Below are 15,810 nucleotides of genomic sequence, written 5' to 3'. Positions count from 1 at the left end.
TTTTTTCTAGAAAGAATACTGTAAACCTGATGTTACAAAGTTTTGTGAGTCTCCCGAAAAAGAAATCGTATATGTATATGTAACTTTAAGACTAAGGTTATCAACATATTTGATCGGAAACATTAGACCTACTGGAAATACAGCAAAACCTCCCCATGTGTCATTTGTTGCTAAATAATCTTTTGGAGCATTTTGTTGGTTTGCTATTCCATTAATACCTGTATGACCAAGACCGACCCCAGCTGCAGCATAGGCTGTTACATAATTATTTATCTTATAGTAATATTTGGCAGCTCCAGCAAAGTAGTTATTATTTTGAGTTGTATTATATTCACTAACTAAGAAGTTCTGGTAAACAAACTCTAAGGCAAAAGACTCTGTAAATCTATAGCCTAAGCTAGCTACTATAGTTGCGCCACCTTTAGCCATGTTTGTTTGTTGTCCCCAACCGCCATTGACACTAATATAGGCCATAGGTTTAAAAGTCTTTTTTGTGATACCATCAAGATCATTAATGTTGTAGTAGTTTTTAGGTAGTTTATAAAGTCCTTTTGCATCCTTTTCAACATGTTTAGTATCACTATCTATTTTTTTAGTATCAGTATCTATATCAGAGTCTATAGTTGCTATAGAATCAGCATTGCTAATTAGTGGCAATGCTAAAAAAGATAATATTACTAAAGGGAGTTTTCTTATATTCATTATTTAAGAGGCTAGCTACTCTAATAGGGAGATTATGTACCAATTATTTAAAATATATTATGATAGCATAAGTTAGAAGTTAAGTAAGAAATAATTATAAATTATTCTATACAATAGTCCTTTTTTAAATTTAATAAACTCCAGCTATTTAGACTCTTTGGCTTATAGAAAATTGGTTTTTAAAGTTATATTATAAAGTGTAATAATCATTAAGAAATGACATTTAAGTAATTAGGACATGAAGATTGCATTAGCCCATTTTCGAGTAGGCGAGACTGACGGTGTTTCGCTTGAAATGGATAAATGGAAAATAGCTTTAGAAAAGCAAGGCCACGAGGTGTTTTATCTAGCGGGAAGCTCTGGGCAGACACAAGCGTATATTGTCGAAGAGTTGCACTATAAAAATAGTCTAAATGATAAAATTGTTAGCAACGCATATCTTAAGTTGGATGATTATACAGCCAAAGAGCTTGAGGAGATTATTGAGATCCAAGCAAGTATCGTTGAGCAGAAGATCGTCGATTTTATCCAAAGTTACAATATTGATTTATTGATACCAAATAATATTTGGTCACTAGGATGGGGCTTATATGCAGGTATTGGATTTTATAAAGCAGCAATTAAAACTGGAATAAAGTGTATTGCGCATCATCATGATTTTTACTGGGAGCGTGAGAAATATTCTCAGCCGACTTGCGACTTTGTTAAGAAATTATTAGAAGAATATTTTCCTCCAGTTGATACAAATATCAAACATGTTGTAATCAATAGTCTAGCTCAGGATGCATTGCTAGAAAAGAAACAAGTCAAGTCTACGGTTGTGCCTAATGTCTTTGATTTTAGAGGACCTCTATGGACTAAAGATGAGTATAATTCTGACTTTAGAAAATCTATAGGTGTTGATAAGAATGATATTCTAATACTACAAGCTACTAGAATTACTGAAAGAAAAGGTATTGAGCTAGCACTAGATGTAATTGGTGAACTAATTTCTAAAGGTCAAATTGATTCACTTTACGATAAAAAGTTATCAACAGGCAGATATTTCTCAAAAAATAATAAAGTTGTTTTTGTAATGGCTGGATTGCTAGAGTCAGAGGATATTTATATAACTAAGTTAAATGCAAAAGCCAAAAAGTATGGTATAGAAATTAAATATATTAATGATGTAATTGATCATTCTCGTTCACAGCGAGATAACAAAAAGATTTATTCGTTATGGGATGCTTATGTCGAGGCAGATTTTGTTACTTATCCAAGTTTATTGGAAGGTTGGGGGAATCAGCTCTTAGAGGCGATGTTTGCCAAAAAACCAGTTTTAGTATATGAGTATCCTGTATACAAAAAAGATCTTTTAGATAAAGGTTTTGATGTGGTGTCGTTAGGGGATCGCCATATTATGGAAGATGGTCTTGCAAAAGTAGATCAAGGCATCATATCCTCAGCAGCGTATAAAATAAAACAATTACTTATTGATAAAAATGCATATGACCAAGCTATAGAGAAAAATTTTAATATATGTTGTAAGTATTTCTCTTACGAGTCTCTAGAAAATTTATTAAAAAATATTGTGGAATAATAATGATAAGTAAAACATACGAAACTAAAATAAAGCAAAAGCTAGAATATATCTTTGGTAATAATAGTCAGAATATCTATAAAAAGTTAGAGTCTGTTTTAGAACAATTTAAATCGCAAAATAACCCAGAGTATAAACTTACACAAAAAGATGTTTTTCTGATAACTTATGGAGATAGTCTACTTAGTGATAATGAGACTCCTTTAAGTAGCCTAGATAAATTTGCTAAGAAGTATTTTAAAGAGATATTTTCTTATATCCATATATTACCTTTTTATCCTTACTCTTCTGATGATGGCTTCTCAGTGATTAATTATTATAAAGTTAATCCAGAGTTAGGTGACTGGAGTGATATACATGTATTATCTAAATCTTTTAAATTGATGTTTGATGGGGTTATTAATCATATATCTGCTAAAAGTGATTGGTTTCAAGCATATCTTAAAGGTGATCCTGATTTTAAAGATTATTTTATTGAGATTGATGAAGAAGATGATGTTTCACAAGTTTTTAGGCCAAGAGCTTTACCATTAGCAACAGCTTTTAAGACAGTAAATGGTGAAAAAAAGATTTGGACAACATTCAGTGAAGATCAGATTGATCTAAACTTTAAAAGTGAAGATGTCTTTATAGAAATTATCAAGGTGTTGTTATTTTATGTGGCTAATGGGGCAAAAGCTATTCGATTAGATGCAATTGGCTTTATGTGGAAAAAACTAGGTACAAACTGTATTCATTTGCCAGAAACACATAAAGTAATTCAACTTTATAAGGATATATTTGAGGCCTTAAAATGTGATACTTTGATTATTACAGAGACAAATGTACCTCATAAAGATAATATCAGCTACTTTGGTAATGGTTATAATGAAGCGCAATTAGTATATAACTTTTCACTACCTCCTCTAACTCTTTATTCAATTATTACAGGAGATGCCAGTATTCTAAGTCAATGGCTGAGCAATCTCTCTACACCTTCTGATGAGACAACATTTTTTAACTTTCTATCTTCGCATGATGGTATTGGAGTTGTACCTACACACGGTATTTTATCTGACCAACAGAGAGATATAATTGAAAAAAGAGTTTTAGAAAATGGTGGCTTTGTTTCTTATAAGAATTTATCTGATGGTTCTAAAATACCTTATGAAATGAATATTAACTATTTAGATGCGGTTTCAGATAGGAGCTTTAATTTAGATGATAATATAAAGAGATTTGTATTAGCAAATTCAGTTTTATTATCAATTATTGGTGTGCCAGCAGTATATATTCATAGTATTTTAGGCTCAGCTAATTATTCAGCAGGTGTTGAGAAAACTGGTATGAATAGAACCATTAATAGAGAAAAATTAGAAACTTCAGAGGTTCAAACACAGTTGCAAGATGTGAACTCAAAAAGACATAAAGTTTTCGCAAGACTATCACAACTTATAAAAGTTAGAAAAGCTTATAAAGCATTTCATCCTAATAGCCCACAAAAAGTACTTAATTTAGATGCTAATGTGCTAGCGATTATTAGAGGTGATGAAAATGATAAAATACTTTATTTAGCAAATTTTTCAAATAAAAAACTAAATATACAAATTGATACGAATATATTAGGTAATATAGAGGTATTGACAGATATTATGCAAGATAAAGTATATAAAGCGAATAATGGTTTATTTGACATCTCTCTTGAGGTTGCTGAATTTGTATGGTTAAAACTATAGAGGAGTTATTATAAATGATTCGTAATATAGCAAGATCGCCTTGGGTAAAGGTTATGCTAATAGTTAATTTTTGCCTATTCTCAATTATTGCAAATACAGAAGGTCCAGCTATTACAGCAGCAATCAAATACTATCATACGAGTTATCAGGCAGCTAGTTATTTACCTGTTGTTAGAGATGGTTTAAATCTGTTAGTTTCTTTAAGTGTTTTTGGCGTACTAATAAAACTAGGTTACAGAAGATCTTTAATTGGGATCTTGGTTATTATTGGTATTGGTTGTTTGATATTTCCTTTTATAAATAGTTTTACTGCATTACTAGTTTTATTTGCAATTATTGGAGCATTATTTGCATTGACTAAGCTATGTATTTACACATTAGTTACAACTGTTACTAATTCTAAACAAGAGTATGCTAGTACGATTAGCTTAGTCGAAGGTTTTTATATGACTGCTCAATGTGCTAGTTTTTGGATATTTGGAACAGCAATTCATTATGAAGGTCAAAATTGGGTAAATTTATACTGGTTATTTACAGGTATAGCTGTTGTAGTGATTATTTTGTGGTTATTTGTCCCTACGGATGAAACCAAAGTTAGAGAAAAACAGATATCTATAAAAAATGAGTACAAGGAGATGTTTAAGTTAATAAAAAAACCTTTAACTTTAATGTTTTTGATCATTACTGCATTTTATCTATTTATTGAAGCGAGTTTATTGACGTGGTTACCAACATTTAATAATCAAGGTTTGCATATTAGCATAGCGTTATCGATATATATTGGTAGTATTATTACGGCATCTATTGCTATAGGCCGTCTTTCAGGAGCTTATATCTTAAAGAGATTTAAATGGAATATATATTTGTTAATCACTATTTCATTAGCGATGATTTATCTAATAATAATGATTTTTTTAATTAAATCAGCATTAGATACAGAGCCTGTAGCAGAGATTAAGACTTGGGGAGATATTCCTTTTGCAGCATATTTATTTCCATTGATTGGTTTATTGCTAGGTCCTGTATATCCTGCATTAGCAGCAGTCACCTTAAAAAGTGTTCCAGATAAGAGAAATGCTGGGATGATGGTGCTACTCATGGTTTTCTTAGGTATAGGAGGAATATCAGGACAAAAGACAATAGGTGTTTTATTTGGAGTTCTTGGGCCATTTTATGCTTTTGTTTCACTGTTAGTACCATTATCTATATTGTGGATAGTAATTGTTATAATTAATATCTTTATTAGAAAAATTGATAGTTCTTTAGAATCTTCTTAAAAATGAGGTTAACTAATAATGTTATTTCGAGTAAAAACATTAAAGAAACTTTAATGTTGTTTCTTACTATTATCTATCTGAATTTTTTGAGAAGGGGCTAGTTTAATTCCTATTTTTTCAGCTATATCTAATAAATCTATTATAAATTGCTCACGTTGTTCTAGCTCTTCTCCCCAGTCTTGTGATACAAAAAATACATATATTAATATCTCAATAGATGATGGTTTTAAATCATTTACTCTTATATAATATCCATCTTTTTTCATGTATGACGTTTTTTGAACTAATTCATCTAAAGCATTTACATATGATTTAAGTTTATTTGTTGGGGTAGATTCATCAACTTCAAGCATAGTTGTATACCTACGATATTTTCTTTCTCCCATATTGTTAATCTGTGATGTAACAAATGCAAAGTTTGGTATTATCAGGGCAGAGTCTTCAAAAGTTCTAATTATAGTGCTTCTTAATCCTATCTTCTCTATTATACCTTCTTGATCCTTTATTATTACCCAGTCCCCAATTTTTATAGGTCTTTCTGCAGCTAAGATGATTGATCCAAAAAGGTTCTCAATAGTATCTTTGCCAGCTAATGCTATAGCAAGTCCACCAATACCAAGCGCAGCTAGGAAGTGGAACATATCAATACCAAGTTGTTCTATTATAGATCCAGTGATAATAAGTATTATGATAAGATTTATGATCTTGTTAGCTATAATTATAGCAAAAGAAAATCTTGCTGATTTATCTGAGTCCTGAGCTTTTTTATATGATGAAATAATAAATGAGCATAAAACATTTGCTATTTCAGTACATAAAAACATTATTATGATGCCATATGAAATCCTAAATATTAAGTCAAAATAGTAACAAGCATTTTCAAAAACTATCATAGAATTAAAAAAGAAGAAATACGCAACGTATATTGATATTATTAGTGATGTTGCAATAGTTAGTTTTTTGATAGTTTTATAATCTTCATTCTCAAAAAGATTTCCTAGAATCCTAAAAATGGGGTTTAAAATCTTAAAAAATAATTTATAAATCAAATATAAAAGAACAAAAGAAATTATAGATATAATTGCGATATATGTGGTTTGACCGTATTTGTTAAGAAGACTTGGGATATTTTCCCACATAGAGTGTTTTATACTGTTGTTAATAGGTGTTCGCGTATTATTGTTTAGATCATTTAAGAAAATTTCTACCCCATTAGTTTGAGCATTCTTTGTAAATATCCAATTATCAAAAATCTTACTTTTCTTAGTATTTTGTATATTTTCTAAATAGATACTTTTTCCAGATAGTGGAGATGTATATATCATTACAAGATTGCTACCAGGTAAGACCTCGCCTGGGATATTTCTAATTGTGACTTTTGCGTTTTCAAATACCTTATTCATACTAAAAGCGATAAATGAAGCATAATCTTTTCGTATATTTTGAGGAATCCATTTAATATCCATAGTATCAAGAGCATCTTGGGTATCAAATTTGTAGGTTTGATTTACACCAAAAACGAATCTCATATACGATAGTATAGGCATAGAGATATTTCTTATGTTGTCTTCAGTAGAGTTTTTTTCATTTTTATAAACAATAAATTTTTTAAGTGTTTCTGGGTTTGTGAAATTTTCTTGAGTAAAATACCAATCACCATTATTTTTTTTAGCTAAGTAGAAGGTTTGTTTATCGTTACCTTTTCCTAGAGTTAGATTAAGCTTGTTTGTAGTTGAGTTGTTTGGTATATCATTAAGTCTAAAGTTAGTTTTTAACAGAGCGACAAGCAGCTTATCAATATTAATATCTTGTTCACTAATTGTGTAATCGTTAATTTTTATAGTTTGAGGTGAAATACAGTTTATTACATCATAGTAGTACTTATATGATCCCATCCATAAGCTTAAAGATTTATAGTAGAAGTTCGTAAATAGATCTCTTGGTGTTTTATTATGAAATCGTGTAACCTGATTTTTATTTAGAAATCCCAATGATTCATATTCAAAAGTTTTAAATTGTTTGCTAGAAAGGTAATTAGCCGTTGTAAAAGGTTTAATGTAAGCAAATAAACATATGATAAAGAGAACAAAAAATATTATTTTGGAAACCTTTAAGGTAAGAGTATATTTTTTATTTGTTGACATCTTTATACCTTATGAATAGCTACACTTAAAAAGTTTAAAGTAATAAATAAAGGTATTCAATCCTTTTAAATTATACTTTTAGATATAAATTCAAATGTTTTAATTTATCCATCTTTTAGAAGCGCTATATTGTAAAATGATATAATATTCTAAATTATTTAGTAATATTGTAGCTAAGTTTATAAATGCTAGTATTATGACTAATCCTATATATCAATCTTTAAAAAAAGAAAGAGATTAAATATGTTTAGAAATATTAAAAAAGAGAATTTGTTAGCATATTTTCTGACATATGTTGGCTATATGACATTGACTATATCAATGCCATTAATATCTACTCTAGCATCTAGTTTAAATATATCTGTAGAGCAGGCTGAGATTGCGATGAGTTTATCGTTTTTTATGTTTAGTCTCTCGGCAATATTCTTTGCAACTCTTTCAGATATTTTTACCGGAAAGAAAGTGCTATTTTTCTCACAGAGTTTATCAATAGCAGGTTTAATAGTTCTAGGTATCTCAAATAGTATCGACATTATATATATAGGGTTTATTTGTTTAGGGCTTGGTACAGGCTGTTACTCATCTATTGCTAGAGCTTTGATATCGCGTAATTCAGATGATGTTATCCAGATGAAAAAAGCATATGCGATCTTATCTGTAATGATAATAGTTGCTCCAATTGTAAGTACTTATTTAGTTTTAAGTATATTGTCTACATCATGGAGGCTAGCTTATTTCATTATGGCCTCAATAGAGATAGCACTATTTGTTTTTTCTATAAATATCTTAAGGATAGATGCTCAGAACCAGGTTTTAATTCCAGCATCAGAAATTTTATCAGGATTTGTTCACGCGTTATCAAAACCTAGATATTTGTTGAATGTTATGGTTGCTGCAATACTCTTTTCATTTTACCTTGGTGTTTTAATGAGTTCATATAAAGGACTATTGATAGATGAGTTAAATATGTCAATCAATACTTTCACAATTATATTTCTATTAGCATCTGTCTTTTATATTTTTGGAATATTCTGCTATCGAATGAAAGCTGATGAAGCATATAAAAAACGTTATAGGCTTGGAGTTTTAGGTTTAGCTTTCATCTTTATAATACTATATACTTTTTTAAAAGTGTCACTATATAGTACGATAATATCATTGCAGCTGATATGCTTCTTTATAGGTTTTTTTATACCTTTAGCAACAGGCGCAGCTATGAGCGATATTACTAAAAATCATGGTACAGCAGCGGCTATGATGACTTTTTCTGTAGGACTTTGTATGTCTATATGGGGATTTATAAAAGCACATATTGATATGTCTAACTATCATTTAATTCTCTTGGCATTGTGGGTATGTTTTAGTCTAGCACTGCTATTTAAGGTTATTGTGGTGTTTATTGTTGATAGCAGGAGAAAGACTTTATAAATGGGCAAAATAAAATTATTGATACTTATAAGAACTATCTATTGATAAATTTTGGATTTTAGAAAATGTTCTATAGTAGTTAAGTAAGTTCTCAATTATCATAATGCATAGTTGACTTTCATAGGGTTGGTAGATACCTCTACTTTGATTAGAGTCATGACGTTTTTGTATTATCTTACTTAATAATCTAATCTTTTTATTGATTATTACTAAGTTTTTATCATTAAGTTTTATTATTTTGACCAGATAGAGTAGTAACTTCCTATCTGCTGAACTAATAATTTTGTCATTTAACTCATGAAACAATAAAAACATAAATATTGCACGATATGTATTTTTCACATATAAAATCATATTCTTATTAAGAGAGTTTAATAGCTTATTAGTGCCTTGAACTTTTCTCAATGAGAATACAACATTTCTAATATTAGAAAAACTATAAACATTCTTAGGGTGGTATAAATCTGATGTGTTATAAACTATTTCGAGAGATTCTGATATGGCTTTATTAGCATTTTTAATGTTTTGTACAATAATTTGTTCTGTAACCTCAATCTTTATAAATAATTCTATAATTATAACAACCAGAACTCCCATAAAAATACCATCTAATCTTTCTAAAGCTGGAATAATAGAATCTAGTGGAGACAATCCTTGTATTAGTCCAATACTAATTACCATTAAAGTCTGGCGTCCAAAATACGTAACATTTCCATTACCTCCATATAGATACTGAAAAATAAACATACTTATAAATAAAATAACTGCCATCTCATATTTATTTTGAACATCTAATGTTAACACTAGCATAGTAACAATAAATCCAGCAAAACAGCCTGATAATCTCTGCACACTTACAGTTCTAAATCTAGCTTTATTAAGAGATGCGCAAACCACAATTGTTACAGCCATCTGATCATAATTAGCAAGTCCCCAAAATGCTAAAACTATGGTTGGGATGACAGTCATTGCACTATATATCAGGGCATTCTTAAGATACATAGTATCAATAAAAGAAATTCCTCGGCTAAATAATAAAGATGAAAAGTGGCTAATTGCAGTTTCATTACTTTCATGATAGTCAATTTTTCTAGTTTCAAGCTTAACTATTAACTTTTCTATTAAAGTCATTATTTCGGATAATAAATTACTATCAGGTGAATTGATATTTAAAAGTCTTTGCTTATTTTGAACTAAAGCTTTCCTTAATATTTGAAAATCTTCATTGTTAATCAAAGAATCATTTCTAAGATGATATGAAAATAGATTGAAAAAGTTATAAATAACAAGCTTTAGCTCCGAGAAGTTATAATACTCATTATTATCATGCAAATGTTCATATGTATGCACAATAATCAAATTAAGTTCTCTAGCAAACTGCTCCAGTAGACTATAGTGATAAATATGATCTTTTAATTTTTTTTCTTGACGAACTCTTTTTAAAAGACTCAACAGCTCATTAATCATTCCAGATTGTTTTTTATGCAGCTTATCAAACTGGAGTTGATTTTCTCCTTTATTATAACGTTCAAATATTAACGTAACTAAATCTGGGAAGTTTTTATACACAAGTATAGTTTTGTTATATGCAGCAGATTCCGAAAGTTTTGGAAAGATAATTTTTGAGCATAAAATACCAACTGAAACCCCTAAGCCAACTTCAAGTGAGCGATAAAAGAATATAGTATAAAAATCTCCTATAATGTTTATACTACTAGGGTTTAAGCTTACTTTCATTCCTCCGAATAAAACTAAGGCGGCAGTTGCTGCTGCCATATCCCAAGAGTATCTATAATCTTCATCTATTTCTCGGAAGTAATATATAACAAAAAATAATAAAAGAGCATATAAAAGGTATATGAACTCATTTTCAAAAAAATAAATATTACATAAAAGCCCTAAAAATCCACCAAAGAATGTACCTAAGAATCGATTGAGTCCTCTATGATAAGACAATCCTATATTCTCCTGTGATGCGACAATGGCTGATATAGCTGCCCACCAACCTTCAGGAATTTGTAGAATCCAAGTTAATATAATCGTTGTAATTAGTGCTATTGATGATCTTATGGCGAACTTAAATTGGGCACCTTTAAAGGAGAAATTTTTTATTTCATCAATAATTGAATCCCATAATTTCTTTCTTTCCATCGCAAGAAATAATTCATCATCTATTTTCATGGTAAAATAAAAACCTTTGCATCAGATCCCATAAATAAAGAAATATTATTATCTTGTGTTTTATTCCAGTGATTAATTTTAATATACACAGGCGTTCTATATGGATAACGAACCCAACTTAATACTGGCTTTACATATGGTAAAGCTCTATCTTGAGGAGAATCATATCTTGCTACAGCTTTACCCACTCCAACGATTTTTCCTTCAAATAATTGCCAAGGGTATGAAGATATATATACCCACACTGTTTTACCAGCTTGAATCATTGGTAAATTATCGGCTCGTATATTTGCAATAACTTGCCAACTATTAGCTTCTACAAAGCCAAATAATACTTCTCCTACTTTCGCATAATCACCTTGGTATACTCTAAGATGATTAATAAAACCATCTTTATCTGCATATATCTTTGAGTGATCTAAATTATACTTTGCTAGTGTAAGTTTACCTTGATAAGACTTAAGTAATGCGGTTAATTCTTGCTTTTCTTTTTCAATATTGATTAAGTCCTCATACGCTTTAGCATACTTATCCTGAGACTCCTGATAATTTGCATTTTTTATATCATATTGCTCGAGTGACACAGCTCCTTCTTTTAGTAGCTTCTTAAATCTTTGCCATTCAACCTTATCTAGTTCCAAATTAGCATGAGTACTATGCAAAATAGCTATTTGAGCCTTAAGTTTAGAGTTCATCTCTTCAGTTTGATATTTATACTTTAGCATCATACCTTGTATATAAGTTAGCCTAGCTTCAAATGGTTTTTGATCTAGGGCTAATAATAGCTGTCCTTGTTTTACAAACTGATTATCATGGATATAAATTTTGTTAATTCTTCCTGATACTACGGGTGCGATCCTAGAAAGTTTAGCAAACACATAAGCATCATTATTAAAAACAAAAAAATAGCCTGAACTATGATAACAAATATAAAATATAAAACTAAAAATAATAAATGACCAAAACTTATGTTTAGCAACCCAACTATATAGATTTCGATATGTAGACTTGATTACATATATTATTGATGCTAATACTTTAGTTATCGAGTTCATTTGTAACACCGAATATTTGAAATTAATTATAGATTAGTATATTTATAATACATGAGGTATTATATAATTAAAGCATGTATAAGAATATACTTAGCTTAGCAGAAATCTATTTAATCATATTTGAAAGCTTTAATAATACAATTAATTATTTTAATTGTAGAGTCATATGATTTTATATGTTATTTATAGTAATATTTGTAGCTAAGTTCATAAAATAAAATAGAATCTATAATGATTTCTCATCTTAGAGTCCATACAGGATTTTCTGTTGTTGATAGTACGGTACGTTTAGGGGATCTTTTTTCTCGCGCAAAAGATAAAAATATTGCTGCAATAGCGCTTACAGACGTTTGTAATTTGTTTGCTGCAGTGAAGTTTTATAAGCAAGCTTTAAATAGTGGTGTTAAACCTATATTTGGTGTTGAGCTAAAAGTTGATACTGAACTAGGTGTTTCTGATTTGATACTTTTAGCTGAAAATAATGAGGGCTATCAAAATATAGTTGATCTAGTCTCTAAAGCTTACCAAGAAGCAGATAGAGTAGGCTCAATACCACTTATCCCAAAAAACTGGCTTAAAGAGTCTAAGTTAGAGAATGTAATATGCCTAAACGGTGGTCAGCATGGTGAGCTTGGTAAAGCAATCTTAGCTAAAAATAATGTTAAGGCTGAAAAGATTATCTCTGAAAATATAGCTATATTTGGTCAAGATAATTATGTTATTGAAATTCATAAGTTAGAGTATGAAAATGAAGGCTTATATAATCAAAAAGCTCTTGAGTTGGCAACTAAGCACAATCTAATTGCAGCTGCGACAAATCTTACAGTATTTATGGAATCTGATGATTATGATATCCATGAAATTAGAGCTTGTATCAATGAAAAAACTACAATTCTTGATGAGTCACGTAAGTCAAGATTTACACGACAACAGTATCTAAAATCAGCTGATGAGATGTATGCTACGTTTAACTCTTTATCAGTCTTGGTTGATAATACATTAGCTATTGCAAAGCGTTGTAATGTGACATTTGATTTAGGTAAACCTTGTCTACCAACTGTAGATATTCCAGATGGTTTAACTGAAAAAGAGTATTTCTCAAAGTTATGCTATCAAGGCTTAGAAAGCCGCTTAGAAAAAGTGTTAGCAAATAAGTCACAAGATAAACATGAGCATATTATAAAAGTCTATAAAGACAGATTACAAAGAGAGATTAATATTATCTGTGATATGGGGTTCCCAGGTTACTTCTTGATAGTAGAGGATTTTATAAGATGGTCAAAGGAAAATGATATCCCAGTAGGTCCAGGGCGTGGTTCTGGTGCTGGTTCATTAGTAGCATACTCATTACTTATTACAGATATTGATCCTTTACCGTATGGATTACTTTTTGAGAGATTTCTTAATCCAGAAAGGGTATCGATGCCAGATTTTGATATTGATTTTTGTATTCAAGGCCGAGATAGAGTTATCAAGTATGTAGAGCAAAAATATGGCAAACAAAGTGTTGGTCAGATTATAACTTATGGTACTATGGCGGCTAAAGGTGTTGTGCGAGATGTAGTGCGTGTAATGGGTCAAAGCTTTGGTTTTGGTGATAGGATCGCTAAACTAATTCCTGAAACTCCAGGGACTACGTTTAAAAAGATTCTCCATGAAGGCGAACCTCTATATGATGAGATGCAGGCAGATGAAGATGTCGCTGAGATTGTTGAGAAAGCTCAAAAACTAGAAGGTTTACCACGAAGCTTAGGTAAGCATGCTGCCGGTATCGTGATATCACCAACTGTAATATCAGATTTTGCTCCAGTATATTGTGAAGATAATGGTGGTGATATTGTAACTCAGTTTGATAAAGGAGATGTTGAAGATGTTGGCCTTGTTAAGTTTGACTTCTTGGGATTGAAAAACTTAACGATTATCAAGAATGCTATTACAAGTATCAATGCTAAAAGACCTAGTGATGAGATTCCTTTAAATATTTCAGATATTCCATTAGATGATGAAAAGACATTTAAATTGTTACAAGCTGGTAATACTACTGGTATATTCCAGCTAGAGTCCCAAGGCATGCGTCAGATTGTCAAAGATCTTGGCACTTCAAATTTTGAGGAAATTATTGCCTTGGTAGCATTATATCGTCCAGGTCCTATGGAGAATATTCCAACATTTATTGATCGTAAGCATGGCCGTAAAAGAACTACATATTTACATCCATTATTAGAGGAAGTTCTAAGAGAGACTTATGGTATTCCAGTTTACCAAGAGCAAGTAATGCAAATGGCACAAAAGCTTGCAGGATATACTCTCGGCGGTGCAGATTTGCTACGTCGTGCAATGGGTAAGAAAAAGCCAGAAGAGATGGAGCAACAGCGTAAAATCTTTAAAGAAGGTGCAGCTAAATATCATAATATAGAAGCTGGACTTGCTGATGAGATATTTGACCAAATGGAAGCTTTTGCAGGTTATGGTTTTAACAAATCCCATGCTGCTGCGTATGCTTTAATTGCTTATCAAACTGCTTGGTTAAAGGCACATTATCCTGATGAGTATATGGCTGCTTTAATGTCAGGGGATATGGGTAATACTGATCAGTTAGTTAAGTTTATTTTAGATTGTAAAAACATGGGTATCACAGTTTTATCACCAAATGTGAATAAGAGTGTTTATGACTGTATAGCTGTCTCAAAAGGTACAATTTTACTTGGCTTAGGTGCTATCAAAGGTCTTGGTGGTGAGGCTATTAAAAGTATCCTTACAGAGCGAGATGCTGAAGGAGAGTTTAGTTCTATATTTGATCTGACGCGTAGAGTGGATTTACGTAAGGTTAATAAAAAAGCTCTTGAAGCACTGTGTTTTGCAGGAGCTATTAAAGATATATCTAGAAATAGAGCTACAGCATTTAACTCTATTGAAAAAGCTATTAAAAATGCTGGTTATGTAAATGAAATGGCAGCTGCTGGACAAAATGATCTATTTGGTTTTACAGAGCAAGAAAGCGATACTGATGCTGAGCTAGAAAGAGAGTGTATATCAGAAGAGTGGAGTCTAAAAAAGTTATTAATCAATGAGAAAAAAGCTTTAGGGATGTATTTTTCTGGGCATATTATTGATGAGGAAAGTCATTGGCGTAATCATGTTAGCTTTAGTGATCTGCAAAAAATCCAGCAGTCTAATATGGATGGTAATTCTGTGAGAATTATTGCTAGTATGATAACTCCAGCTATTCGTAGAAAAACTAAAACTGGGAGAATTCTTTATATTATCAATATTGATGATGAGTTTGATAGAGCAGATTGCCTAGTTGGTGAAGAGGTATTTGCTCTAGTAAAAGATAATATTCAAGTTGATGATATTGTTGTGGTAGAGGGTAAAGTTAGTCGTGATGTTCAACGAGAATGTAATAAGCTAAGTGTTGATAAGGTTCAGCCAATATCACAGTATATTGATGAGAACTTTAGTAAAGTTGAACTAAAACTTAAAAGTAAAAATATAAACCCTACAAATCTTAAAAAAGTTTTAGATAATTTAAAAACAAATATAGCGTCTTCAGATAACCATAAAGAAAATACTTTAGAAATAACAGTTTCTCTAGATGATGTGGATGGTAAGTTTGATTATTTACAAAAGCCTTTTTCTATCTATAAGTTTGTTAATGATGTTAGTAGATTAATAGCTGAGGGAAGTACGGTTAGTTTAAGTGGGGCTTAATAAATATAAAGCAAAAAG

General features: G+C 30.6%; 9 protein-coding genes. 5 read left to right on the top strand and 4 right to left on the bottom strand.

Annotation, left to right across the window (positions count from 1 at the left end; translation table 11 throughout):
* Nucleotides 1–6: 6 nt before the first annotated feature.
* Nucleotides 7–702, bottom strand: coding sequence for an outer membrane beta-barrel protein (locus tag AB8E56_RS02305; protein WP_329477551.1), 696 nt, complete (start codon nucleotides 700–702; stop codon nucleotides 7–9).
* A gap of 238 nt (nucleotides 703–940) precedes the next feature.
* Between AB8E56_RS02305 and AB8E56_RS02300 the strand changes: the two genes are divergently transcribed.
* Genes AB8E56_RS02300 through AB8E56_RS02290 form a run of 3 tightly spaced genes read left to right on the top strand, consistent with a single transcriptional unit; the run spans nucleotide 941 to nucleotide 5,273 of the window.
* Nucleotides 941–2,281, top strand: a complete 1,341-nt coding sequence (locus tag AB8E56_RS02300) for a glycosyltransferase family 4 protein (RefSeq protein WP_329477549.1) — start codon at nucleotides 941–943, stop codon at nucleotides 2,279–2,281.
* A 2-nt stretch (nucleotides 2,282–2,283) separates the two neighbouring features.
* Nucleotides 2,284–3,996 (top strand): sugar phosphorylase, encoded by a 1,713-nt coding sequence (locus tag AB8E56_RS02295; protein ID WP_329477547.1) that lies wholly within the window; start codon nucleotides 2,284–2,286, stop codon nucleotides 3,994–3,996.
* 14 nt (nucleotides 3,997–4,010) lie between these two features.
* Nucleotides 4,011–5,273, top strand: coding sequence for an MFS transporter (locus tag AB8E56_RS02290; RefSeq protein WP_329477545.1), 1,263 nt, complete (start codon nucleotides 4,011–4,013; stop codon nucleotides 5,271–5,273).
* Nucleotides 5,274–5,323: 50 nt separating this feature from the next.
* Here AB8E56_RS02290 and AB8E56_RS02285 read toward each other — a convergent pair whose 3' ends face one another.
* Nucleotides 5,324–7,417: a mechanosensitive ion channel domain-containing protein gene (locus AB8E56_RS02285; RefSeq protein WP_329477543.1), complete on the bottom strand. Its 2,094-nt coding sequence runs from the start codon at nucleotides 7,415–7,417 to the stop codon at nucleotides 5,324–5,326.
* Nucleotides 7,418–7,660: 243 nt separating this feature from the next.
* Here AB8E56_RS02285 and AB8E56_RS02280 point away from each other — a divergent pair, with 243 nt between their 5' ends.
* Entirely contained in the window at nucleotides 7,661–8,845 is a 1,185-nt protein-coding gene (locus AB8E56_RS02280; RefSeq protein ID WP_329477541.1) for an MFS transporter, read from the top strand.
* 15 nt (nucleotides 8,846–8,860) lie between these two features.
* Here AB8E56_RS02280 and AB8E56_RS02275 read toward each other — a convergent pair whose 3' ends face one another.
* Together AB8E56_RS02275 and AB8E56_RS02270 are read right to left on the bottom strand one after the other, a co-directional pair.
* Nucleotides 8,861–11,026, bottom strand: a complete 2,166-nt coding sequence (locus AB8E56_RS02275; RefSeq protein ID WP_329477538.1) for an FUSC family protein — start codon at nucleotides 11,024–11,026, stop codon at nucleotides 8,861–8,863.
* Nucleotides 11,023–12,081 carry an HlyD family secretion protein gene (locus AB8E56_RS02270; protein ID WP_329477536.1) on the bottom strand — a complete coding sequence of 353 codons (1,059 nt, stop codon included), beginning with the start codon at nucleotides 12,079–12,081 and terminating at the stop codon, nucleotides 11,023–11,025. Before AB8E56_RS02270 ends, AB8E56_RS02275 begins: the two co-directional genes overlap by 4 nt.
* Nucleotides 12,082–12,312: 231 nt before the next feature.
* On the opposite strand from AB8E56_RS02270, the gene dnaE reads away from it, so the two are divergent.
* Nucleotides 12,313–15,792 carry a DNA polymerase III subunit alpha gene (gene dnaE / locus AB8E56_RS02265; protein WP_329477534.1) on the top strand — a complete coding sequence of 1,160 codons (3,480 nt, stop codon included), beginning with the start codon at nucleotides 12,313–12,315 and terminating at the stop codon, nucleotides 15,790–15,792.
* The last annotated feature ends 18 nt before the right edge of the window (nucleotides 15,793–15,810 follow it).

Source organism: Francisella sp. 19X1-34 (assembly GCF_041102755.1).
Taxonomy (GTDB): Bacteria; Pseudomonadota; Gammaproteobacteria; order Francisellales; family Francisellaceae; genus Francisella.
This window is presented reverse-complemented; position numbering and strand designations above follow the sequence as displayed.

What these genes read in the sequence shown, in the direction of transcription:
- AB8E56_RS02305 (WP_329477551.1), bottom strand. Translation starts at nt 702, where the DNA reads ATGAATATAAGAAAACTCCCTTTAGTAATATTATCTTTTTTAGCATTG.
- AB8E56_RS02300 (WP_329477549.1), top strand. Translation starts at nt 941, where the DNA reads ATGAAGATTGCATTAGCCCATTTTCGAGTAGGCGAGACTGACGGTGTT.
- AB8E56_RS02295 (WP_329477547.1), top strand. Translation starts at nt 2,284, where the DNA reads ATGATAAGTAAAACATACGAAACTAAAATAAAGCAAAAGCTAGAATAT.
- AB8E56_RS02290 (WP_329477545.1), top strand. Translation starts at nt 4,011, where the DNA reads ATGATTCGTAATATAGCAAGATCGCCTTGGGTAAAGGTTATGCTAATA.
- AB8E56_RS02285 (WP_329477543.1), bottom strand. Translation starts at nt 7,417, where the DNA reads ATGTCAACAAATAAAAAATATACTCTTACCTTAAAGGTTTCCAAAATA.
- AB8E56_RS02280 (WP_329477541.1), top strand. Translation starts at nt 7,661, where the DNA reads ATGTTTAGAAATATTAAAAAAGAGAATTTGTTAGCATATTTTCTGACA.
- AB8E56_RS02275 (WP_329477538.1), bottom strand. Translation starts at nt 11,026, where the DNA reads ATGAAAATAGATGATGAATTATTTCTTGCGATGGAAAGAAAGAAATTA.
- AB8E56_RS02270 (WP_329477536.1), bottom strand. Translation starts at nt 12,081, where the DNA reads ATGAACTCGATAACTAAAGTATTAGCATCAATAATATATGTAATCAAG.
- dnaE (WP_329477534.1), top strand. Translation starts at nt 12,313, where the DNA reads ATGATTTCTCATCTTAGAGTCCATACAGGATTTTCTGTTGTTGATAGT.